The 22760-nt window shown below is 72.6% G+C and carries 18 protein-coding genes; 7 read left to right on the plus strand and 11 right to left on the minus strand.

The window, feature by feature from the left end; translation table 11 throughout:
• Nucleotide 1: 1 nt before the first annotated feature.
• Nucleotides 2-1429, minus strand: coding sequence for a type VII secretion-associated serine protease mycosin (gene mycP, locus B118_RS0105870; protein WP_033660413.1), 1428 nt, complete (start codon nt 1427-1429; stop codon nt 2-4).
• Between the two features lie 267 nt (nt 1430-1696).
• On the minus strand, nt 1697-2203 hold the full coding sequence (locus tag B118_RS0105880; protein WP_018222215.1) for an inorganic diphosphatase: 507 nt from the start codon (nt 2201-2203) through the stop codon (nt 1697-1699).
• 236 nt (nt 2204-2439) lie between these two features.
• Between B118_RS0105880 and dacB the strand changes: the two genes are divergently transcribed.
• The 6 genes from dacB to folE all read left to right on the plus strand — a co-directional run bounded on the left by dacB (nt 2440) and on the right by folE (nt 10090).
• Nucleotides 2440-4107 (plus strand): D-alanyl-D-alanine carboxypeptidase/D-alanyl-D-alanine endopeptidase, encoded by a 1668-nt coding sequence (dacB, locus tag B118_RS0105885; protein ID WP_420329450.1) that lies wholly within the window; start codon nt 2440-2442, stop codon nt 4105-4107.
• 109 nt (nt 4108-4216) lie between these two features.
• The gene (locus B118_RS0105890) at nt 4217-5287 is read left to right on the plus strand and encodes a zinc-dependent metalloprotease (RefSeq protein WP_028192497.1); all 1071 of its coding nucleotides are present in this window, start codon (nt 4217-4219) and stop codon (nt 5285-5287) included.
• A gap of 8 nt (nt 5288-5295) precedes the next feature.
• Nucleotides 5296-6297, plus strand: a complete 1002-nt coding sequence (gene tilS, locus B118_RS0105895; RefSeq protein WP_026185631.1) for a tRNA lysidine(34) synthetase TilS — start codon at nt 5296-5298, stop codon at nt 6295-6297.
• Nucleotides 6298-6432: 135 nt separating this feature from the next.
• Nucleotides 6433-7005 carry a hypoxanthine phosphoribosyltransferase gene (gene hpt / locus B118_RS0105900; protein ID WP_018217488.1) on the plus strand — a complete coding sequence of 191 codons (573 nt, stop codon included), beginning with the start codon at nt 6433-6435 and terminating at the stop codon, nt 7003-7005.
• Between the two features lie 356 nt (nt 7006-7361).
• On the plus strand, nt 7362-9371 hold the full coding sequence (ftsH, locus tag B118_RS0105905; RefSeq protein ID WP_018222220.1) for an ATP-dependent zinc metalloprotease FtsH: 2010 nt from the start codon (nt 7362-7364) through the stop codon (nt 9369-9371).
• Between the two features lie 59 nt (nt 9372-9430).
• On the plus strand, nt 9431-10090 hold the full coding sequence (gene folE, locus B118_RS0105910; protein WP_026185632.1) for a GTP cyclohydrolase I FolE: 660 nt from the start codon (nt 9431-9433) through the stop codon (nt 10088-10090).
• 57 nt (nt 10091-10147) lie between these two features.
• On the opposite strand, the gene B118_RS0105915 is transcribed toward folE, so the two are convergent.
• Together B118_RS0105915 and B118_RS0105920 are read right to left on the minus strand one after the other, a co-directional pair.
• Nucleotides 10148-10978: a hypothetical protein gene (locus B118_RS0105915; RefSeq protein WP_028192498.1), complete on the minus strand. Its 831-nt coding sequence runs from the start codon at nt 10976-10978 to the stop codon at nt 10148-10150.
• Nucleotides 10975-13506, minus strand: coding sequence for an FtsK/SpoIIIE domain-containing protein (locus B118_RS0105920; RefSeq protein ID WP_028192499.1), 2532 nt, complete (start codon nt 13504-13506; stop codon nt 10975-10977). The genes B118_RS0105915 and B118_RS0105920 overlap by 4 nt, the downstream gene beginning before the upstream one ends.
• Nucleotides 13507-13707: 201 nt before the next feature.
• On the opposite strand from B118_RS0105920, the gene B118_RS27950 reads away from it, so the two are divergent.
• Complete coding sequence (locus tag B118_RS27950; protein ID WP_033667986.1) at nt 13708-14283, plus strand: hypothetical protein; 576 nt, start codon at nt 13708-13710, stop codon at nt 14281-14283.
• Nucleotides 14284-14285: 2 nt separating this feature from the next.
• Here B118_RS27950 and B118_RS0105930 read toward each other — a convergent pair whose 3' ends face one another.
• Genes B118_RS0105930 through B118_RS0105960 form a run of 7 tightly spaced genes read right to left on the minus strand, consistent with a single transcriptional unit; the run spans nt 14286 to nt 22527 of the window.
• Nucleotides 14286-14879, minus strand: a complete 594-nt coding sequence (locus B118_RS0105930) for a hypothetical protein (protein WP_018222225.1) — start codon at nt 14877-14879, stop codon at nt 14286-14288.
• Nucleotides 14880-14892: 13 nt separating this feature from the next.
• Nucleotides 14893-16056, minus strand: a complete 1164-nt coding sequence (locus B118_RS0105935) for a M23 family metallopeptidase (protein WP_028192500.1) — start codon at nt 16054-16056, stop codon at nt 14893-14895.
• The gene (locus B118_RS0105940) at nt 16053-16607 is read right to left on the minus strand and encodes a hypothetical protein (RefSeq protein WP_018222227.1); all 555 of its coding nucleotides are present in this window, start codon (nt 16605-16607) and stop codon (nt 16053-16055) included. The genes B118_RS0105935 and B118_RS0105940 overlap by 4 nt, the downstream gene beginning before the upstream one ends.
• Nucleotides 16604-18529 (minus strand): hypothetical protein, encoded by a 1926-nt coding sequence (locus B118_RS0105945; protein ID WP_028192501.1) that lies wholly within the window; start codon nt 18527-18529, stop codon nt 16604-16606. Before B118_RS0105945 ends, B118_RS0105940 begins: the two co-directional genes overlap by 4 nt.
• 1 nt (nt 18530) lies before the next feature.
• Nucleotides 18531-21803: an ATP-binding protein gene (locus tag B118_RS0105950; RefSeq protein WP_028192502.1), complete on the minus strand. Its 3273-nt coding sequence runs from the start codon at nt 21801-21803 to the stop codon at nt 18531-18533.
• A gap of 34 nt (nt 21804-21837) precedes the next feature.
• Complete coding sequence (locus B118_RS0105955) at nt 21838-22200, minus strand: hypothetical protein (protein WP_018217477.1); 363 nt, start codon at nt 22198-22200, stop codon at nt 21838-21840.
• 15 nt (nt 22201-22215) lie between these two features.
• Nucleotides 22216-22527 (minus strand): hypothetical protein, encoded by a 312-nt coding sequence (locus tag B118_RS0105960; protein ID WP_018222230.1) that lies wholly within the window; start codon nt 22525-22527, stop codon nt 22216-22218.
• Nucleotides 22528-22760 lie beyond the last annotated feature (233 nt).

The following is a 22760-nucleotide window of genomic DNA, read 5'->3' on the forward strand; positions in this document are numbered from 1 at the left end:
TCTACCCGGATCGCCAGCGGCCATTCCGGCGCGGCGGACCGGCCCGGCGCGGCGTCCCCACCGGCGGAACCGGCGGTGGTGGGAAGGAGCGAGCGCGCCGCCCACCCCCGGCGAACAGCGCGACCGGAAACGCCAGCCCGGACCACGGCCGTTCCGACGTGGAGTCGCCCCCGCCAGCTCCCATCGACCACGGCTTCCACGACGCCGACGGGACGGCCGGGAGGAATTCGAGCCCGGCGCCATCGGTAGCCGCGCCGGCTGTGGTCGGCGCCGGACCGAAGCCGACCACCCCCGGCGAGGACTGGTCGTCCAGCGGGTTGAGCCCGACCGGCTCCACCTCGGCGGTCAGCGCCGCGACCGGGTCGACCAGCCCGTACCCGAAGCTGTCGTCCCGTCCGGCGGGGCCGATGTCCGAAGCGGTGCGCAGCATTCGATTGATCACGTCGCCGGCGGGCATCTCTGGGTAGCGGGCGCGAATCAGCGCGGCGGTGGCCGAGACCAGTGGCGCGCCGAAGCTGGTGCCCTGAACCCGCCAGTACCCGTCCGGCGGCCGCGCGCCCACCAGACCGGTCGCGGGCGCGGTGAGCACCGTCTCCCGGCCGGTGATCGCGCCGGACCAGAGCTTCTCACCCTCCCGGTCCAGCCCGGAGACCGCGACCACCCCCGGCTCCCGGGCCGGGTACCAGACCGTGCTGGAGTTCGCGGCGGTCTCGTTGCCGGTGCAGGCGACGACCACCACGTCCCGGGCGAACGCGTAGTCCAGCGCGGCGGCCAGGGCCGGGCTGGTGTTGCTGCCACCGAGCGACAGATTGATCACCCGGGCGCCATTGTCAACCGCCCACCGTACACCGTTCGCCACGATCAACGCGTCGTCGTAACGGTTCTCCGCGTCCAGGACCCGTACCGGCAGGATCCGGGCGTCGGGCGCGAGGCCCACCACTCCGCTGCTGCCGTCGTGGCGACCCGCGATCAACCCGGCCACAGTCGTACCGTGGCCCACCGGATCCGGGTCGGCGGTGCGCGACGACCCGACCAGGTCGAGACCGGGTAGCACCCGTCCAGCCAGGTCCGGATGCGCGCCATCCACACCGGAGTCGATGACCGCCACCACCACCCCGGCCCCGGTCGAGTGGCGCCACGCCGTACTGGCGCGCAACATGTCCAGCTGCCACTGGTCGTCGCGAACCTGGTCGGCGGAGCTCCCGGTCAGCTCCACCAGGGCCCTGCTGGCCGAGTGGCCGGGGCCCACGGTGGCGACCTGCCCCGGGCTGGGGAGGGCGGTGCTGGCCGGCACGACGGCGGCGACCGGTACGACGAGGGCGACCGACGTCAGCGAGCGCAACACCCGCCCGGCGGCCCCCCGCCGGGTGGCGGACCTGTTACCACGCCGTACCCCGGTCACGTCCTTGATCCCTCGCGTTCGACCCATCTAGTCATAACGTTCGGAGATTACCGGCTCCCGCGGCCCCGATGGTGTACCCGGCGCCCTCGGTCCTGGCGGCGGCAGCTGGCGAGCCGAGGTCAGACGTGGCCGCCGGAGGCGACGAGTGCCACCGGCGACGACGGGCCGAAGCGCGCCGAGCCGGTCAACGCCGCCCCGGTGGTCTCGGTCGCCGGGTGGTTCAACCGGTACGAACAGGCCCGAGGGCCGCTCGGTTGAGCGCCCCCCGGGCCCGCCGGTGTGTCGGTGTGTCGGTCAGTGCGCGGAGTCGCCGTGCTCCGCGGCCTCCCGGCCGCGCCGGATCGACGCGACGATCTCCTCCTCGGCCTCCTGCCGGCCCACCCAGGTGGCGCCCTCGACGGACTTGCCGGGCTCGAGGTCCTTGTACACCTCGAAGAAGTGCTGGATCTCCAGGCGGTCGAACTCGCCGAGATGGTGGATGTCGCGGAGGTGCTCCTGACGCGGGTCCTCGTACGGGACGCAGAGAACCTTGTCGTCGCCACCCTTCTCGTCGGTCATCCGGAACATGCCAATGGTGCGGCACCGGATCAGGCAGCCCGGGAAGGTCGGCTCCGGGACCAGCACCAGGGCGTCCAGCGGGTCGCCGTCCTCGCCCAGGGTGCCCTCGATGAAGCCATAGTCGGCGGGGTACTGCGTGGAGGTGAAGAGGGTACGGTCCAGTCGGATCCGACCGGTCACGTGGTCAACCTCGTACTTGTTGCGGTGACCCTTCGGGATCTCAACCGTGACGTCGAAATCCATCTGCACGCTCCTCGTCTGCCCACGCTGGCAATGACCGGCGGTATCCGTCGCCGGACAGGCGGAACTCCCGCCTGACGGTCCGGTGGCCGCATAGTCTTCGGACCGAAGTAGTGTCACCCAAGCAGGTTCCGCGGGGCGAGGAGGGGGCCGTGGGGAGGGAAGATTCACACTACCGTCCGGAGCAGAGTGCTGGACGGGAGACCGGCGAATCTGCTCGCGGCGGCGCGGTCGGGCGGGTGCCGGTGCCTGATGCCCACCCTGATAAGCGGCCTCCCGTCGGGTCGCCGCCGGGAGCGCCGTCGGATGGACCAAGCCCGGCCGAACAGCCAGCGGTGGCTTCTGACAACGGCGGCGATGCCGCCGGTCCCTCGGCCCCCGGAGGATCCGATGAACCCGCTCCGCACCCGGGTGGCGCACCGCGCGAGCCCGCGGGCGACGGCGGCACTCACGTCCCCGTGCCGTCCGACTCGACCTCGACCGGTCGGCCCCGGCCCCGGCGTTGGCTGTTGCCGGCCGTGCTGGCCGCGGTGCTGCTCCTCGCGCTGGCCGCGGTCGGGGTCACCGTGACGCGGTCGGGCCCGGCGGCCCAGTGGCGCGCCGGCGACATCGTCGCGGAGCCGCCGCCGGCGGTGTTGGCCATGGCCGACGTGAACGCGCTCGAACCCGCCGCCGCCGGGGTGCGCGCCGCGCTCGACCCGCTGGTCAGCTCCGCCGCGTTGGGCGACCGGGTGAACGTCTCGGTCGCGGATGTCGCGACCGGGTCGGTTCTGTATGACCGGGGTGCTGCCGACGGCACCGTACCCGCCTCGGTGACCAAGCTGGTCACCGCCGCGACCGTGTTGACCGCGCGCGGCTCGGGGCACCGGATCCCCACCCGGGCTGTCGCCGGGGCTGCTCCTGGTGAGGTCGTGCTCATCGGCGGGGGTGACCCGACGCTTGCCGTGGACGGCACCGGCTTCTATCCGGGCGCGGCGCGCCTTGATGAGCTGGCCGCGCAGGTGAAGGCCGCGCTCGGCGACGTCACCCCGTCACGGGTCGTGGTCGACTCGTCGCTGTACTCCGGGCCGGTGCACGCGCCCGGCTGGGACGACGACATTCCCACCGGCGGGTACGGCTCAGCGATCACCGCGCTGATGACCGACGGCGCCCGCGGTGACCTGGAGCAGGCGAAGCGGGACCACGACAACGGCACCCACGCCGCCGAACGGGTGCCGGAGCCGGACCTGCACGCCGGCGAGGCGTTCGCCCGGCTGCTGGGCGTGTCGACGGACGCGGTCGAGCGGGGCCGGGCACCCGAGGCCGGAGCGGATGCGACGGCGGGTACGCCGGGTGGCGAGCTGGGCGTGGTGCAGTCGCTGCCGATGGTGCGACTGGTCGACATCATGATCGCTGACAGCGACAACGTGGTGGCCGAGGCGCTGGCCCGGCAGGTGGCCCTGGCCCGGGGGCAGCCGGCGTCGTTCTCCGGTGCGGGGGAGTCGATGGAGGCGGTGGCGGGGGAGCTGGGGCTGCCGGTTGACGCGCTCACGCTCGCCGACGGCAGCGGCCTGTCCCGTGCCAACCGGATCAGTCCGGCGCTGCTGACCGACCTGATGCGGCTCGCCGCCGACGGGAGCCGTCCGGAGCTGGCGACGCTCTTCGGCGGCCTGCCGGTCGCCGCCTGGTCGGGCACCCTCACCGACCGCTACACCGATGTCGCGGCGCAGGCCGGTGCCGGAATGGTCCGTGCCAAGACCGGCACGTTGACCGGAGTGCACGCGATCGCCGGCTTGGTGACCACCGCCGACGGGCGCCTGCTCACCTTCGCGGTGCTCACCGACCAGGCGCCCGGCGACGGGCTGACGGCGGCCCGGATGACGTTGGACCGGATCGCCGCGGCCCTCGCCGCCTGCGGCTGCCGCTGAGCTCAGCTTCTGCGCTCCGACGTGGAGGTGGGGGCGCGGTGGGGATTGGGGACCGGCCGGGACGGGTCGTGGCCCGGCCGGCGGACGGCCGCGCGGGTACGGTGGGCCCATGGCGCAGTTCGTGGACTGGGATCTGGCCGCAGCGACCGCGGGGACGCTCGGCAAGACGGGCCCGCGCGTCTCCTATGTCGAGGCCACGGAGGTGGTCGGTGAGCTGCGACGGCTGACCGACGAGGCGGCCGAGCACGTCGGCGACTTCACCGGGCTCCGATCGCAGGTGTCGCACCCGCCGGTGCAGGTGGTGGACCGGCGAGACTGGGCGGCGACCAACATCGCCGGTCTGCGCGAGGTCATTGGCCCCCTGGTCGGTCGCCTGGCAGGAGACAAACAGCCCGGTGTGTTGACCGAGGCGATCGGTTCGCGGATCACCGGCGTGCAGGCCGGCACGGTGCTGGCGTACCTCTCCGGCCGGGTCCTCGGCCAGTACGAGGTCTTCTCCGGCGAACCGGGCCAGCTACTGCTGATCGCGCCGAACATCGTAGAGGCGGAGCGGAAGCTGGCGGCCGATCCCCGCGACTTTCGGCTCTGGGTCTGTCTGCACGAGGTCACCCACCGCACCCAGTTCACCGCGGTGCCGTGGCTACGGGCGTACTTTCTCGGCGAGGTGCAGGCGTTCGTGGATGCCTCCAGCAGCGGCGCCGACCCCCTGGTCGAGCGGCTGCGTCGCGGCGTCGCCCTCCTCGCCGACGCGGTACGGGAGCCGACCGGTCGCACCAGCGTCCTGGACATCGTCCAGACCCCGGCGCAGAAGGCGGTGCTGGACCGGCTCACCGCGTTGATGACGTTGCTCGAGGGGCACGCCGAGTTCGTGATGGACGGCGTGGGGCCGCAGGTGATCCCGAGCGTGGAGCGGATCCGGGCGTCGTTCAACCGCCGTCGGGAGTCGGGCAACCCGGTGGAGAAGACGTTGCGTCGGCTGCTTGGGGTGGAGGTCAAGCTGCGCCAGTACGCCGAAGGGCGGCGGTTCGTGCACGGTGTTGTCGAACGGGTCGGCATGGCGGGCTTCAACCGGGTCTTCGCCTCACCGCTGACCCTGCCCCGGCTCGCCGAGCTCAGCGACCCGGACGCCTGGGTGGCCCGGGTGCACGGGCCCGCCGGTCCGCTTCCGGCCGGCGACTGACCCGACCCGTGGCCGCACTCGCCCCACCGGTCGCCGCGATCCGCCGGGCGATCCGGCACGCGCTGACCGAGCTACCCGGTCCGGGGCCGGTCCTGGTGGCCTGTTCCGGGGGAGCCGACTCGCTCGCACTCGCCGCCGCGACCGCCTTCGTGGCGCCCCGACTTGGGCGGTCCGCCGGTCTGGTCACCGTTGACCACGGCCTGCAGGAGGGCTCCGCGCGGCGGGCGGCGGCGGTGGCCGCCTGGGCCCGGGCGATCGGCCTCGCCCCTGTTGCGGCAGTCCGGGTTGACGTGTCCGGCCAGCCCGGTGGCCCGGAGGCCGCTGCCCGGGCAGCCCGCTACCGAGCGTTGACCGAGGTGGCCGATGGGCTTGGGGCGGCGGCGCTGCTGACCGGACACACCCGCGACGACCAGGCGGAGACGGTGCTGCTGGCGTTGGCGCGCGGTGCCGGCCCGCGCGGGCTGGCCGGGATGCCGGCTCGGCGGCGGCTCGGCGCGGCGCTGCTGCTGCGTCCGTTGCTGGAGGTGAGTCGGGAGCAGACCCGGGCGGCCTGTACGGCGTTGGGGCTCGAACCCTGGGTGGACCCGCACAACGCCGACCCGGCGTACGCCCGCGCTCGGGTGCGGGCCGAGGTGCTGCCGGTGCTGGTGCGGGCACTCGGGCCGGCGGTGCTGGACAACCTGGCCCGTACCGCCCGGCTGGTCGCCGTCGACACGGCGGCGCTGGACGAACAGGCCGGCATCGCGCTGGACGCGGTGCGGCACCCCGATGGCGGGCTCCGCGTGGCCGGGCTCGCGGAGCTGGCGCCGGCGATCCGGGGGCGGGTGTTGCATGCCTGGGCCCGGGAGTTGGGGGCTCGCCCCGCCGCCCTGTCACACCGGCACGTGGGCGCGTTGGAGGCCCTGGTCATCGACTGGCGTGGGCAGGGGGCGGCACACCTGCCGGGTGGGCTACGGGTGCTCCGCCGGGCGGGTCGGCTCGCCGCCGTCAACTCGGACGCGCAGGTGTGACCGGAGGAGGTCTTCCTGGTCAGTGGGGGGCGATCGGTCCCGTTTGCTGGTCTTTGCGGAGAAACCCGGCCTGGGTCGGATAAAAGGAGCGGCCCCGCCGACGGAGACCATCGTGCGTACGGCAGGCTAGGAGTCATGGCTGACGGCTCCTGGTACGACGCCGATATCGACCACGTGATCATTTCGGAGGCGCAGATCCGCGACAAGACCGCGGAGTTGGCCAAGCAGATATCGGCGGACTACGCCGACGTCGAGGACGGGCTGCTGCTCGTCTGCGTCCTCAAGGGCGCGGTGATGTTCATGGCCGACTTCGCCCGGGCGCTGGGCCGGCAGGGCCCCCCGGCGGAGCTGGAGTTCATGGCGATCTCCTCGTATGGGCAGGGCACCACCTCCTCCGGTGTGGTGCGGATCCTCAAGGACCTGGACCGGGACATCGCCGGCCGGCACGTGGTCGTGGTGGAGGACATCGTCGACTCCGGGCTGACCCTCTCCTGGCTCCTGCGCTATCTGGAGTCCCGCTCGGCGGCGAGCGTCGAGGTGGTCGCGCTGTTCCGCAAGCCGGAGGCGGTGAAGGTGCCGGTCGCGGTCAAGTACGTCGGCTTCGACATCCCGACCGAGTTCGTCGTCGGCTACGGGCTCGACTTCGGTGAGCGCTACCGGGAGTTGCCCTTCGTCGGCGTACTCCGACCCGAGGTCTATGCCCGGTAGGAGCGCTTGCTTCGACGCTCAGCGGACTCTCAGCCGGACGGACTAGGGTTGGGTCCGGTGGGGTGGAGGTAATCTCCAGGCCTGACCTCCGTAACCGCGAGACCGGGCGGTTGGGTGGCCGGGTGCGGAGCTCGCGTCCCGCTGGCGGGAACCGGTTCGCCCTACGCGTAAGTGCTGGGGCTGGCATGCTCGCATCCGGCACGAACGGTGTACCGTCGAGTGACCGTGGCGCGATGTGGTGCCCCGGGGTCAGACCGGCCCGCACGGCGGCTCAGCCGCCGCGCTGGCGGCGACACTATTCAGACGGTCCGGACGTCGATCAGGAGGATGCGAGCGTCTCGGCGCTCGACAATAGTATGGAACGTACGCGTTTCTTCCGCCGACCGTTGGTCTGGGTCCTCCTGGTCGGCCTCGGCGCCTTTTTGCTATACAACGTGGCCTTCAATGAGCCCGACTACCACCAGGTGGAAACCTCCGTTGCGCTGGAGCAGCTCGACAAGGGTGGCATTGAGGAGGCCGTCTTCGCCGACAAGGAGCAGACGCTCCAGCTGAAGCTGGCCGCGCCGGCCAAGTTCGGTGATACCACCACCGACCGGATCGAGGCGCAGTTCCCGTACGAGGTCGGCGACCAGATCTGGAACGACGTCCGCGACGCCGAGGCGAACGACCGCATCACCGGCACCGTCGACGCGGACGTCTCCCGCGACAGCGTCTGGATGACCCTGCTGATCAGCCTGCTTCCCATCCTGCTGCTGGTGGCCCTGCTGCTGTTCTTCATGTCGCAGATGCAGGGCGGCGGCTCCCGGGTGCTCAACTTCGGCAAGTCCAAGGCCAAGATGATCACCAAGGACACGCCGAAGACGACCTTCGCCGATGTGGCGGGCTCCGAGGAGGCCGTCGAGGAGCTGCACGAGATCAAGGACTTCCTGCAGAACCCGGCGAAGTACCAGGCGCTCGGCGCCAAGATCCCGAAGGGTGTGCTGCTCTTCGGCCCGCCCGGCACCGGTAAGACGCTGCTGGCCCGCGCGGTCGCCGGCGAGGCCGGGGTGCCCTTCTACTCCATCTCCGGCTCGGACTTCGTCGAGATGTTCGTCGGTGTCGGCGCCAGCCGGGTCCGGGACCTCTTCGAGCAGGCCAAGACGAACGCACCGGCGATCGTCTTCGTGGACGAGATCGACGCGGTCGGTCGGCACCGGGGTGCCGGAATGGGCGGCGGTCACGACGAGCGGGAGCAGACCCTGAACCAGCTCCTCGTCGAGATGGACGGCTTCGACACCAAGGGCGGCGTCATCCTGATCGCCGCCACCAACCGGCCGGACATCCTCGACCCGGCGCTGCTGCGGCCGGGCCGCTTCGACCGGCAGATCCCGGTGGACGCGCCGGACATGGAGGGCCGCAAGGCGATCCTGCGGGTGCACGCCAAGGGCAAGCCGTTCACCCCCGACGTTGATCTCGACGCGGTGGCGCGGCGTACCCCCGGCTTCAGCGGTGCCGACCTGGCCAACGTGATCAACGAGGCGGCGCTGCTCACCGCCCGCCGGGACAAGCGGGCGATCACCGACGAGTCGTTGGAAGAGTCCATCGACCGGGTGATCGCCGGCCCCCAGCGCCGTACCCGGGTGATGAGTGACAACGAAAAGAAGATCACGGCGTACCACGAGGGTGGGCACGCGCTGGTCGCCTGGGCGCTGCCGCACGCGGCTCCGGTGCACAAGGTGACGATCCTGTCCCGCGGCCGGTCCCTGGGGCACACCCTGGTCCTGCCGACCGAGGACAAGTACACCCAGACCCGGGCCGAGATGGTCGACACCCTGGCCTACGCGCTGGGTGGTCGGGCCGCCGAGGAGCTGGTGTTCCACGAGCCGACCACCGGCGCCGGTAACGACATCGAGAAGGCCACCCAGCTGGCCCGTGCGATGATCACCCAGTACGGGATGAGCTCCAAGCTCGGTGCGCTCAAGTACGGCAGCAGCGGTGACGAGCCGTTCCTCGGTCGCAACATGGGCAACGAGCGGGGCTACTCCGACGCCGTCGCCGCCGAGATCGACGCCGAGATGCGGGCCCTGATCGAACTGGCCCACGACGAGGCCTGGGAGATCCTGGTCGAGTACCGCGATGTCCTGGACAACATCGTGCTCGAGCTGATGGAGAAGGAGACCCTCTCGACGGCCGACATGGCCCGCATCTGCGACCGGGTGGCGAAGCGCCCGCCGATGGCTCCGTACAACGGGTTCGGCAAGCGTCAGCCCTCCACCGAGCCGCCGGTGCGCACGCCCGCCGAGAACGAGGCGCTCAAGGCGCAGGGCTCGGCCGACACCGCCTCCATCAGCGGCGCCGCCTCGAACAACTCGGACGGCTCGCACTGAACAGCGACGAGGCGGCCAACCCCGTGCAGGGGGACCAGGCGGCCAACCTCCCGCCGGGGTTGGCCGCCTCCGCCACCGAACCCGACGGCGACTTGGACCATGTCGCCGCTCGGCTGGTCAGCGGTCGGCTCGCCGGCCGTCCGGTCGAGGAGAGCGTTGACCTGATCCGGCTGGAGAAGGCGGTCCGCGAGATCCTGATCGCGGTCGGCGAAGACCCGGACCGCGACGGGCTCCAGCAGACCCCGGCCCGGGTCGCCCGGGCCTACGCCGAGTTGTTCGCCGGGCTCCGGGTCGACCCGGCGCAGGTGCTCAGCACCACCTTCGAGGCCAGCCACGACGAGCTGGTGCTGGTCCGGGACATCGATGTGATGAGTCTCTGCGAGCACCACCTACTGCCGTTTCGGGGCAGCGCGCACATCGGGTACGTCCCCGGCACGGACGGCCGGATCACCGGTCTGTCCAAGCTGGCCCGGCTGGTAGAGGTCTTCGCGCGTCGCCCCCAGGTGCAGGAGCGGCTCACCGCGCAGGTCGCCGACCTGCTGATGGCGCAGCTCCAGCCGCGTGGCGTGATCGTCGTCCTGGAGTGCGAACACATGTGCATGGCGATGCGCGGCATCCAGAAGTCGGGGGCCCGCACGATCACCTCCGCCGTACGCGGCAGCCTGCAGGCGGATGCGAGGACCCGCGCCGAGGCGATGGCCCTGATCAACTCGCGCTGACCTCGCCCGCCCGGCGGCTCACCAGCCACCCGGGACACCGCTACGCCTCCGCCGAACTCAGCCCAGCAGGGCGAGCAGGAGCACCGTACTGGCCAGAACCGCCGGGACCAGGCAGACCAACGCCCCGAGCCGGGGAGTGCGGTCCGGCTGCCCGCCCACGTCCGGCACGGCGAGGCGCCCCACCCACCACCAGCCCGCTGCGAACGCCGCCGCCGGCGTCGCCAGCCCGACGATCAGCGCGGCGGCGCTCACCGTGCTGGGGCCGGTGACGGCGAGCAGGACCAGCTGGACCAGCGGCATCAGCAGGGCCAGCGGGGCGTAGCAGAGCAGGTTACGGGCGACGACGGGCCAGCCGGCCAGGTTGACCAGCCCGCGGGCGGCCAGTGCGGCGTCCGCCGACTCCACCCGGTCGGCCGCCCCCCGCAGCGCGGCCAGCACCGGCGCCGGCCCACTCGCCATCGACCGGTTCGCCGCCGAGAGCTCCGGTGGCGTCGGCGCCAGCGAGATCGGCGGTACGCCGGCCTCGCGCAGCCGCGCCTCCTGCCCAGCCAGCCGAGCCCGGACCGTCGCCAGCTCCTCCCGGGCAGCCGCGACCGCGCGGGCCTGCTCGCCCGCGGCGGTGGCCGCACCGCGGCGTACCTCGTCGAGCTGCCGGGTCGCCGCGAGGTACTCGGCCCATGCCGCCTCGGCCGCCGCGGGCTCGTGGGTCGGCTCGGGAGCATGGTCCGGCTCGGACTCGTGGGTCGCCTCGGTCGGCGTGGGGTCGGGAAGCGGCTGATGGGCCGTACTCGGCGGAGGGACCGGCTGCGGTACGTGGATCGGCGGCGGCGGGGCAGCCGGGGGATGCTGCCGATCCGGGTCCCGATCCTGGATGGGTATCCGGCTCACGTCAGGACCGGATTCGTGGCGAACGGAACCAGGACGACGCCCTGCTCGCTGTGCCCATCCCAGAGCAGCGCCCGGTCCGGTCGAGGACGCCACTCCACCGGGCGGCCGAAGAGCGCCCCGAGCTGGACGCCCGGTATGTCCACGACGGCGACTGTGGCGAGCTTGGCCAACTCGTCTCCTGGTTCGAGTAGGGACGCGAACGCGGGTACGGTGCCCCACCGGCCGAGCAGGTGACGACCGGCTGGCGGCCCCTCCCGGAGCAGGGTGGCGAGCCGGTCCGGCGGCACCCGCCCGGCACCCGGCCCGTCCAGGTCGAAAACGACCAGGTAGGCCGGCTCGGCGGAGTCGAGGGCGGCCGGCAGATCAGCCGAATCCACCACCGCGACCGGGTGTTGGGTGGCCAACTCGGCGGCGAGTGCCGCGGCGAGTGGCCCCGTTTCATCCGCGGAAGGCACCACCACGAACCGGGCGGAACCTGGCCGGTGGTGGGCGGCGAGACCGCGGGCCGCGGTGACCAGCAGGCCAGCGGCCGCCGTACCGGTGCCGAGCACCGCCAGATTGCGCCCCGGGGCGGGGCCGAGCGGCACCGCCACCGTCGAGCGGGTCACATCCACCGCACGGCCCAGCAGCGCCACCGGCCCGGTTGCCCCGCCGGCCACCGCCGCCCGGTACCGGGGATCGTTGCGGAGCTGCGGCTGGGCATAACCGGCGAAGACGACTGGTGGGGCGCTCCGCTCCGGGCGGGCCTCCCAGAGCCGGTGCCGCAGGCCCGCCACCACCTCGCCGTGCTCCAGCGGATCGGGGAAGCGGACCACCCGTTCATGTCCCCGGATGGCGCCACGCGGCCCCCCGAGACCACCAGCGGTGTTGACCACCGCGCTCCCCACCGCCAGCCCGGCCGCCGAGTCGTTGGTCGAGGCCAACACCGCGCCCCCACCGGGAAGCGCCACCCGCACCGGGAACTGCCCGAGCAGCGGATCCCGGTCACTGCGCGCCCGAAGGCCCAGGTCCCCCTCCCCGGCCAGGAGCAGATGCACGCCGTACGACCGGCCGGTGCGCGCCACGGCCTCGAGCAGGGCCCGGGCCTCGGTGGCGATCCGGTCCCGGCCGGTGAGCAGTCGCGGTAGACCGTCCACCACGGCGACGATCCGCGGCAGCTCCCGGTGCTGCCGCAGCTCCTGGTAGCGCTGCCCGCCGGCTCGGGCGCCGGCCTCCGCGCGGCGGCGGACCTCGGTGGCCAGGAGGTCGAACAGATCCAGCACATACTCCCGGTCCGCGGTGATGGCGGCGGCACGGACCTGCGGAATCCAGGAGCGGTCGCGTTCGGTCTGGAGGAACTCGGCGAAGGACTCCCCGGCGCCGAGGTCGGCCAGGTAGACGACGAGCTCCTCGGGGCCGTAGCGGGCGGTCAGGCCGAGCAGAGCGGTGGCGAGGAACGTCGATCGGCTGGTTTCGGAACGGCCACTCACCAACCAGTGCGGCGTCAGCTCGGAGAAACCCAGGGAGACCGGCCGCCCCCCGGCGTCCCCCACCGTCGTCGCCATCCCATCGCGGGAACTCGCTGTCCACACCGGCTCGCCCGGCTCCGGAAGCAGCTCGGCCAGGGCCAGCCGCGAGCCCTCCTCCACCTGCTCGGCGAGGCGCCGGCAGACCTCGTCCACGAGGTTCGCCGGGGGATCCGGCTCGAGAAAGACCGGCGAGTTCAAGCCGCCCGACGGATCCGCCTCCGGCGTCCCGAAGTCCGTGCCGGGAGGGCCAGTGAGCAGCGCGTACGCACTGCGGATCGTCAGCGAGGCGGCGCGTGGCAGCGGAGCAGGGCCAGCCGGCCACCCCGCCACCACCAGGTGCAGCCCGCTCGCGCTGCCCTGTTCGGCGAGCGCGGCCAGACGGGTCAGGTCGGTGTGATCGGTGGACTCGGGCAGCGCGGCGATGACCAGGAGCAGGGTCCGGTCGTGCCGGCGCCGGCCGTCGGCGACCGGGGCCATCCACCGCTCTGCCTCCGCCAGCACCGTCCGCAGGCCGGCGAGGTCCGTAGCCGGGGGCGGCAGGAGGCCGGCATCGGCGAGCGCCGCGAACGGGGCCAGCGCGGTACCCGTACCGTCGACCGCCCGGACCAGCAGCGCCCCGGCCGGTGTGGCCGCCAGCAGTCGGAACAGGACGGCCCGGACCAGGCCCGCCGCCCGCGGATCTCCGGCGTCGGCGTCGATCGTCAGGTTCCCGGTGCCGATCAGCGGGACCAGTGCGGGGAAGCGCGCCTCGTCGAGGGGGGCGGCGGTGCCGACCCGGACGAAGCGCGGCGGCCCCTCCCCGGCGACGGTCTCCGCCGGCAGGGTCTCCAGCGCGGCTCCCGCCCAGCCGGGGGCGAGCTGACCGGCGGCGCTCCGCAGCCGGTCGGCGAGCTCGTACTGGCGGGCATGGTCGGCGGGAGAGGGGCGGATGTCGTCGAGGACGTCGGCGGCGGCGAGCGCGGTGGCGGCAGCCTGCCGGTGTAGGGCGGCGGCCCGGTTCGCCCGCCTCCTCGGACCCACCCGTCCACCCCCTTTTCGCGAGGTCGGCGACCCACCCCGCGCGAAGACCGTAGCGCAGGATGACCTGCTTCCGGCGGAGGCACCGCGGTGCTGCGCCGGTGTTGTTGCCGGTGTCACCGGTGGAGAGGAAGCCGTCACGATCCGCTTAATCTGGGCATTGGGTCTGCGAGCGGCAGCCGTTAGCCTCAGGGGGTGGAATCAGTGCAGCCCCCCGCCGGTTCCCAGGTGTCCCGCCTACCGGCGCAGCGGCCTCCCTCGGAGCAGCTGGCGGCCCCACCCTCGGCGCCCGCGCCAGGAGCGGGGGCCCCGGTCCCGCCGCCGCGGCGACGACTGCGCACCATCCTCACCGTGACCGCCGCCGTGCTGGCGGCGCTCGTGCTGGGCGGGATCGTCGGTGGCTACGTCCTCTACGCCCGGGCCACCACCCCCGACCGCAGCGCACCCGATGTGGTCGTGAGTAGCTATCTCGCGGCGTCTTTTGTCGACCAAGACGACACCCTCGCCGACCTGTTCCTCTGTGCCGAGGGCGCGTCTGTCGCGGAGCTGCAGGCGCTGCGCGAGGACCTGGCCGCGCGGGAGGCGCGCTTCGCGGTGCCCATCTCCGTCAGCTGGGGGAGCCTCGCGGTCCAACGGGACGGGGACGAGGCGGTCGTCGAGCTGGAGCTGGTGATCTCCGCCCATGTTGACGGCGTGGCCTACAGCGACCGACAGCCGTGGCGCTTCACCACCCGGCTGGGCGAGGACTGGCGGGTCTGTGCCGGCGCGCGGAGTGACTGACCCTACTCGATCCAGAGCAGGTGGACGGGGACCTCTAGCGTGGTCGGGGTCTGCCCGCCCCAGGCCCACCGGTACCACTCGACCTCGGGGGTGACCCGGACGCAGATGTCGCCCTCGGCGCTGGAGTAGGTCTCGGTGACCGCGCGTAGGTCCCGGTGCTCGACCGAGCCCACCACGTGCACGACCCGTCGGCCGGCGACGGCGTCGGCCTCGAAGACCGGCGTCGGCGCCCGATGGGTGGGCGCGTCCAGGGAGACCAGCCGGTCCGCCTCCGCGGGCGGTTGCTCCGATCGCAGCCCAACCGTCTCCACCCAGACTCGGTCGACCGGAACGAGGGGGGCGAAGACCTCGACCTGATCGGCCTCGGCGCGGTACCACTCGTGCTCGGCGATGACCGGCACGTAGGTGCGGCTGCCCTGCACCACGCGGTCGTCCGCGCGGAGGTCGCCGCGCCAGCCCAGCCCGGGTTGGCCGACCCGCACCCGACGCCCACGCAGCTCGACCCGACCGGAGGCCGGCAGCACCGCGATCGGTCGGGGCGGCAGCGGCGCCCAGTCCGGCTGCTCCAGGAAGGGGTCGGGGAGGGGGTCTGTCATCGCCGTAGGTGCCTCACTCCACGCTTCGCAGCGGCGCGCCCTGCTCCCGCATGAAGCGCACCGGGTCGATCGCGCCGTCGCTGCTCCGGTCGCCGTTGGTGTGCACCTCGAAGTGCAGGTGCGGGCCGGAGGAGTTGCCGCTGTTACCGATCTTCCCGATCTGCTCCCCGGCGCGCACCGTCTGACCCGCGCTGACCTCGGGTTTCTCCACCAGGTGGCAGTAGCGGGTGATGATCTTGTCGGGGTGTTCGATGTCGACGAACCAGCCGCAGCCGCCCTTGCCCGGCCAGCCGTCCACGTCGCAGCTCAGCTCCCCGGCCCGGTCCGGATCGCAGCGGGCGACCAGGACCCGCCCGCTGGCGGCGGCGCGGAGCGGGTAGCCCTTCGGCGCGGCGATATCCACCCCGTGGTGCGCCGGCCGATCCTGGGTGCGGAAGCCGGAGCCGACATCACCGGGGATCGGGGCGGTCCAGCCGGAGGCGGAGATCCGGCCATCCTCGGCGGCGTCGCAGGCGTGCCCGCCGTTGACCGGCACGGTCCGGGCCGCGCCGCCAGCCAGTGAGTTGACGATCTCTGACGCCAGCGCCTGATGCTTCGCGTAGGCGTCCGGGAAGGCGCTGACCTGCACGGCCTGCGCCGCCCGGGTCAGCGGCAGCTGCTGCCAACCGGGGACCTCCACCAGCTTCTCGTAGAACTTGCGGGCCGCGTACTCCGGCGTCATTCGCTCCTTGACCGAGCCCCAGCCCGCCCGCTGCTGGAACAGGCCCACCGAGTCGTGGTCCGAGCCGACGCCCTCGTTGGGGAGCTGCTCCGACCCGGGGACCGTGGGGTTGGCGAGATTACGCAGCCGGGACTCCTGCATGGCGGTCGCCACGGCGATCACCCAACCGCGGGGCGGCACCTGCAGCTCCTGCCCGACCTGGATGATCCTGGCGGCGTTGCGGAGCTGGAGCTCACCGTACTGCGACATCTGCGGCATCGCCCCGGTGACCTCGACCCGGAAGTCGTCGGTGCACTCCTGGTTGGTGAGCCGGAGCCGGTCATCGCCGCCGAGCTCGGTGAGGAAGAAGGCGCCAGCACCGCCGGCGCAGCAGAGCAGGGTCAGCGTTGCGGTGAGCGCGAAGGCCAGCGCCCCGACGCGCAGCGGACGGCGTTTCGGCTCGGCTGCGCTGCTCATTCCTGCTCCCAATCCACCGCGTCCACCCGCCACCGACCGTCCGGCGCCACCAGCTCCAGCCGGAGCCGCCCGGTGTTGAAGGGCACCCGTGCTTCGACGACCGCGTCCGACCGGGCCGTGACCGTCGTGGCGCCCGCCACCTCGCCGGTCGGGACATCGGCCGGGTCCACGTCGGCGAGCTGCTCGGCCAACGTTGGGGTGGTCAGGGGGCGCAGCTCGGCGTGCCAGCGCTCGGCGGTCATCCCGGGCTGCCCCCGCCAGGCGGTGACGAACTGGTCAGCGACCTGCTCCGGTGTCGCCTCCCCGGGCCGGGTCACCGGCGTGGGGGAGCGCGTGTTGAGCAGCCCGTCGTCGCCGGTCGTCGGGTGCACCGTGGTGATTGGCTGCTCCGGGCGGTTGCTGAGGCCGCTCCCCGGCTCCGCCGCCCCGACGACCAGCCGGGTGGTGCCGATGATGCCCACCACCACCACGGCGAGCGCCAGGGCAATCCCCACCCGGGACCGGAGCACCCGGGTGAGGAGCTGTTCGCCGGCCCGCCGCACCGCGATCACCGGGCCTCGGAGCGGACCCGGGGGGTGCTCCGTTCCGGCGCGGGTTTCGTCGCACCGGGTCGGTAGATGACGAAGGAGGGGCTCTCCCGCGGGCCCTCCGGCTCGGTCCAGCTGGCCGGCGTCCGCCGTTGCCGCGGTGCGGCAGTGGTGTGGTCCGGGGAACTGCGCTCCCCGGACGTCGGCGCCCCGTCCGGCCGCTCGCGGCGCTCCGGCCGGGCCCCACCCTCGGCCACGGGCGCCAGCTCCTCGTGCCGGGCCTCCGGCCGGAGCCTGCTCTGCGTCGCCACCACCGCGCCGCGGCGACCCGAGCTCGGCTCGCCGGCCCCGCGGGGCTCCGCGTCGAGGCGGGACGCCGTGCGCATGTCCCGGAAGAACCGGCGGTGCCAGGAGCCAGCCGAGCCGCCCGACTCGCCTCCACCCTTGCCGCCGAGTTGGGTGACCCGCCGGTAGGGGCGCAGCAGCAGCCAACCGACCACGCCGCAGAGCCAGACCAGCACCACCTGGAGCCAGCCGGGCAGGGTCGGCGTGCTCATGATGAGGTCCACGGCGAAGAGGTAGATCGCGGCGCCGGTGCCGAAGATGGCGATGTTGAAGACCGCCGCCACCACGGCGTTACCCAGCCGGCGCAGCCCGGCGCTCGCCGGCCGGAGCAGGCCGACGGTGCCGAGGATCGGCGCGGCGATCACCGCCCAGCGGAAGAGCAGGAAGCCGAGCAGCACCAGCACTGACGCGGTGAGATCAAACATCGCGAAGAGCAGCGCGGCGAGCACCGCGATGAAGCCGGCGCCGACCCGGTCCATGTCCCGGATCCCCTGCAGGTACTCGTACGCCTCCGGATCCTCCTGCTTGATCTGCTGGGCGACCCGCGCCCACTGCTGTTGCTTCAGCTTGACCGTCAGCTCCCGTGTCGAGGGGTTCGACCGGAGCCTCTCCACCTCATCCCAGGAGAAGGACTTCGCGTCGTAGAGCGCCGGCCCGTACTTCTGCGCGGTCTCACTGTCGGCCGAGCCCAGCACCCCGCGCAGCCAGTTGCGGTAGAGCATCGTTTCGGTGGCCGTGTCGCTCGCCCGCACCGCCGGCGGGCGCTTGTCGACACAGGCCTCCGGATTCGGGACCGGGCACTGGTCCGGCGGGGCGTCCCTGGTGGTTGGTCCGACCGCGTCGTGGACCACCCCCAGCGTGGTGACCAGGGTGCCGTCGGCGACGTTGGCGGACTTCACCGGCCAGGCGGCCAGCGCGGTCACCGCCACCATCACGAGCAGGGCCCAGCCGGCGGTCGTCATGGCGTTGCTCATGTCCGACTGGCGGGAACGCCAGAGCAGATAGAGCCCGACCACGCAGAGGGTGACGATCCCGAAGACGCTGAACACCTTCTGGTAGACCGCCGTGGTCGCCTGCTCCACCAGCGGATCAGCCCAGCCCCACATCGACCGCGGATCCCAGGCCCGCTCCCGCAGCGCGTTCGAGGCACCGATGATCGCGGTGGCGATCATGAATTCGCCGTTGGCGACCGTGTTGGTGAACTTGTAGTCCGGGTGCAGCACGGCGGTGGCGCAGCCGGTGTCGATGTCGTAGGTGGTGTAGCCGTATCCGGCGTAGCCGTAGTCGCTGTAGAACCCTTTCGGGCCGGGCTCCTTCGCGGAGTCCGGGCGGGCCGCGAACCAGCCGGCGAGGCCGGAGTCCGGCGCCGTCGGCGTCGGGGCGTTGCGGCAGGTGACCTCATCCTCGGCGACCTCGCCGAGCCGGGACACACAGGAGCGGAAGTCGGCCTGCCACTGCTCGACGGTGCAGGGGCTGGCTGGGGCCTGCGCGGACAGCTCCGGTGCCGCCGCCGCGCCGACCCCCGGCCAGCTGACCGTGGCCCCGGCGAGGACGCCGAGGGCCAGCAACAGCGCCACCGTCCGAGCCCGGGCCCCGGCCATCTCACGCCTCCAGCTCGGCTACGACGGGCAGTACGCCCGCTGCGGCAGCGACCGCCGCGGGTGTGGTGTCGAGGTGGTCGAGCAGCCCATCGACGTACGAGACGTCGACGCGGACCTTCTGCACCCGCCCGTCAACGTCGCGCATGACGAACTCGCGGTAGCCGAGACGGGCGGCTGAGGTGCTGTCGGCGGCGGAGAGGGAGGCGAGGGTGGCCTCGTACCCGTCGTTGACTGGGACCCGCAGCAGGCGCAGCGCCTCGGAGGCGATCTCCTCGTCCTCGGCGATCCGCCCGACGAAGACCGTGGAGACCAGGTTCTGTACGTCGAGGCCGAGGATGTCCTTCGGGTTCTGCGAGGCGACCAGCGCGGCCAGGTTCCACTTGCGGGAGTCCCGAGCGAGCCGCACCAGGAACGACCGCCCCGACCGCCAGCCCTCCATGAAGTGCGCCTCATCCAGCCCGACCAGCTTGCGCGACGACATCGAGCCGCCGTAGCAGCGGCGGACGGCGAGCCGGTGTGCGGTGTGCAGCATGGGCAGGGCGAGGGCCTCCTCCGCCGACCAGTACTCTCGTTCGATCTTGAGGTCGGGGAGGCGGAGGCCGGCCATCGTGATCACGGTGAGGGTGGCGTCCGGCCCGAGTAGCCCCTCCGGGGGGCGACCGAAGAAGAGCATGGCCAGCGGCATCTCGGCGGTGTCCAGCAGGAGGTTGGCCAGCTCCCGGCCGGCGTCGTCGTCGAGCTTGCCCAGGGTGGCGACCACATCGTCCAGGGTGGCTGTCTCCTCCGCCGGGACCTGGCGTACGGCGTGCCGGAAGAGCGTGGCGGTGGAGGCCTCCCGCGCGACCTGTGGCGGCACCAGCATCATGCAGATGTCCTGGACCAGCATCCGGCGCTCGGCCCGGGCGTTGGAGACGGCGATCTCGAACTCCCGCTCGCCCGCGTCACCGGCGTTGAACTCACTGCGTAGCGGCGTGGGGATCAGCGAGTACGGGGCGAGGGTGCCGGGCTCGGAACCGGTCAGGTTCAGTACCCGCGCGTACGGGGCCAGCTCCGGCATGGCGCAGAGCCGGGCGAGCGGGCCGGAGGGGTCGAGCAGCGTTACCTGCACCCCGCGGCGGGCGGCGAGGTAGCCGAGGGCACCGAGCAGGGTGGACTTGCCGCCGCCGGGCTCGGCCACGAAGACCCCGAGCCCCGAGCGTTCCCGGACCTCCATCGGGAAGTGCAGGTCGAGGAAGACCGGGCGACGGCAGGTGCCGGCGGTACGCCCGATCAGGTCGCCCCGGCGGTCGCCGACGGTCGAGGCGGCCTGCGGGAGCGCGGCGGCGAAGAGGTTGACCGGCATCCGGCGGACGTAGCCGGTGTTGGCGATCGGCTCCCCGGGGATGAACTCGCGGGCCAGCCAGTCCTGGTTCTTCGGGTGCTGGAGCGATACCCGCAGCTCTCGGGAGTAGAGCTGGATCAGCCGACGGGCGCGTTCCAGGCACTCCTCTCGGGTCCGACCGCCGACGGCGAGTCGGTGCCAGCCGTGCGCGCGGGCCGATTCGACCGGCAGCCCGGTGGTCATCTCGTCGCCGATGACCAGGGCCCGCTCCGCGAGGCGCTCCAATTCGGGTGGGGCGTCGATGCCGTGCTCGGCGTAGTCGAGCTGCTGGGAGCGGATCATCCGCAGCCGGTGCTCCAGGTTGCGGAAGGAGTCGCCGGAGCCGAGGATGTCGACCCGGCTGGACAGCTCCATCGGCCAGGGCAGCCGCTCGTGAAAGTGCAGCCAGGGCTCGTGTCGTTCGGGGATCTCCAGCGGCTCCATCCGGCCCACGGCGAGGACGGCGACGTGCCCCTCCTCCCCGGTCATCCGGTTGACCAGCTTGACCGTGGAACCGTACGGGGTGCGGTAGCGCTCCACCTGTTCGGTCAGGGCGAGTAGGTCGCCGCGTTCCCAGTGCCCGTTGGTGACCGGGGAGAGCCGTCCGGGTGGGGCCATGCAGAGCGCCACCGAGCGGTAGAGGAGCCACTCCAGTTCCGGTGTGGTGACCCGGCGTCCGCGCATTCCGAAGGCGCCCAGCACCTCGTCGAACTGCTCGACGGTGCGGCTGAGCTTGCGTCGTTCGCCCTCGGCGACGCCGCGACCGAAGCTGCGTCGTACCCGCTCCACCAGCGAGTCACCCAGGGAGCGTCGGGCGAAGGTCACCCCCAGGTACGTCTGCCCCTCGGCGTGGTTGACCGAGAGCAGGTGCCGTTGCGCGGCGACCAGATGATCTGCCCAGCTCGGTGTCCCCGGGACGTCGGGTAGCGGTGCCCGGGTGTGGGTGTCGATGGTGCGGGCCCATTCGTCGGCCGGGAAGGGGCGGGTGGTACGTCGCAGATGCAGGCGGAAGCCGGCCAGCCCGGCGTACTGCTCGGAGATCGCCGCGAGTAGCGCCTCCCGCTCGGCGTCGGGGCGGAAGGCCCAGCGCACCTCGGGTAGCCAGTACCAGGCGGTGACCGTGTTGGGGGTGAAGGTCAGGTGGCCGGCGATTTCGGTGATGGCCAGCTCCACCGACGGGTCCCGGTCCCTGAAATTGATCTTCGGTGGCCGGATTCGCGCCGGTTTGGTGGCGCGATCCCGCCGGTCGGTTTTGGTGGCGCGATCCCGCCGGCCGCCTTTGGTGGCGCGATCCCGCTGGTCGGTGGAGCGTTGATCGGACGGGGGTACCTCTCGGGCGTCCGGCTCCGACCGCTCGGCGAGGCGACGGCGGGGTGTCACCTCGGCTGGCCGCGGCGTCACCTCGGCTGCCGTTGGGGCCGCCTCCTCGGTCTCTGTCCGGGCGAGTCGCTCGCCGACCTGGTGCGGTACTCGGGTGGCGCGCCGGGCCGACCCGGCGGGCGACCGCTCCACCTCAGTCGGTGCGGCGGGAGCGGCCGGTGCGGCGAGTGGATCCGCGGCGACGAACTGCTGTGGGATGGTCGGCTGCGGCTGCGGCTGCGGCTGCGGCTGCGGCTGTTCGCGCGCCGCTGATCCGACCGACGTGGACCGGGCCGGGCGGGTCGCGCCGAACAGGTCGAGGAAGGGGGAGTCGATGTCGGTGCCGGCGGCCGGCGCCGGCTCGGTGGGCGTCCGCTGGTGTAGTGGGCGGGGCGCCGGGAAGACACCGACCCCACTGTGGCCCGGGGAGGTGGCCCGGGCCGGGTCGGGCCAGGCCTCATCGAGCTCCGCGACGTAGCCAACAGGCTGCGTCGCGTCACCTGGGGTCGCGGCCGGCTGCCCGGCCGGGGATCCCGGCGCGTAGTGGGAACTCATGCGACCGCCTCACCCGCGTCGTTGCACTGCCCGGTCATGCCAGTTCCTCTCGGATCCTGATCCGACTGCCGACCAGGCGGGGGTCGCGTTGCTCGGCGGCCGGCTCCCGGGTGCGTCGCCAGTCGGTCAGCGCGGTGTGGATCACCATGCGCGCGGGCCGGTCCGGGTCGACGTACCGGAAGACGAACGAGGTGGTCACGATCGCGAGGGCGATCTCCCACGCCGGGAAGAGCTCGACCTGCAGCGTGAACAACCAGTGGACGAACATGTAGAGGGGAACAAGCAGCATGAAGAGCCCGTACTGGGCGTACGGGAGGTGGACCGGGAGGGTGTAGCCGGGGGGGCCGAGGTAGACCAGACGAGCCCGGTAGATGTCGTCGTCGGTGCGCAGCCGCATGATCGTGCCCCGCGCCTATTCGAAGATCAGGGCGATCAGGTAGTCGCCGACGAAGAAGAGGGTGGCGGCCCCGGCGATGAAGGCCAGGCCGACGATCGCGATGGCTGAGCTCGTCAACACCTTGGAGATCTCGCCCCGGCTCGCGCGCCCGATGAAGATGACGCCCAGCACGGCCAGCAGGATCGGGGCGATCTTGCTGGCGAAGAAGGCGACGATGTTGTCGGTGGCGATGCCGGTGGGCGCGGGCTCGGCGAGCGGTGTCGAGCTCAGGGCGGTGAGAGCGTGGGCGGCGGACGACGCCGCCTCCGTCAGCTCGATGGCGATCACTGGAAACCTCCCCATTTCGCGGCCGGCGGCGCCGCGGCGGTGCAGTAGGCATGCCTGGCGGGAACGGTGCTCACGTTGCGGCTAGGCCGCCGCGGTCGTCGCCCACCACGAGCGGGTGGGTCCTGGGCGGATTTTCCCGCTTCGGCCCTCCCTCCAGGCTTCGCCATCTCGATGCTCGGCAATTCCCAAAGCGTACGGCCACCCACTGTCTGCGACAAGCCACGAAGAATGAC

It is taken from the genome of Salinispora pacifica CNR114 (genome assembly GCF_000514775.1).
Lineage (GTDB): Bacteria > Actinomycetota > Actinomycetes > Mycobacteriales > Micromonosporaceae > Micromonospora > Micromonospora pacifica.

Bases quoted from the DNA above. Each gene is read 5' to 3' on its own strand.
- mycP (WP_033660413.1), bottom strand. From the start codon at position 1,429: ATGGGTCGAACGCGAGGGATCAAGGACGTGACCGGGGTACGGCGTGGT.
- B118_RS0105880 (WP_018222215.1), bottom strand. From the start codon at position 2,203: ATGGATTTCGACGTCACGGTTGAGATCCCGAAGGGTCACCGCAACAAG.
- B118_RS0105890 (WP_028192497.1), top strand. From the start codon at position 4,217: ATGGCGCAGTTCGTGGACTGGGATCTGGCCGCAGCGACCGCGGGGACG.
- hpt (WP_018217488.1), top strand. From the start codon at position 6,433: ATGGCTGACGGCTCCTGGTACGACGCCGATATCGACCACGTGATCATT.
- ftsH (WP_018222220.1), top strand. From the start codon at position 7,362: ATGGAACGTACGCGTTTCTTCCGCCGACCGTTGGTCTGGGTCCTCCTG.
- B118_RS0105930 (WP_018222225.1), bottom strand. From the start codon at position 14,879: ATGACAGACCCCCTCCCCGACCCCTTCCTGGAGCAGCCGGACTGGGCG.
- B118_RS0105935 (WP_028192500.1), bottom strand. From the start codon at position 16,056: ATGAGCAGCGCAGCCGAGCCGAAACGCCGTCCGCTGCGCGTCGGGGCG.
- B118_RS0105945 (WP_028192501.1), bottom strand. From the start codon at position 18,529: ATGGCCGGGGCCCGGGCTCGGACGGTGGCGCTGTTGCTGGCCCTCGGC.
- B118_RS0105950 (WP_028192502.1), bottom strand. From the start codon at position 21,803: ATGAGTTCCCACTACGCGCCGGGATCCCCGGCCGGGCAGCCGGCCGCG.
- B118_RS0105955 (WP_018217477.1), bottom strand. From the start codon at position 22,200: ATGCGGCTGCGCACCGACGACGACATCTACCGGGCTCGTCTGGTCTAC.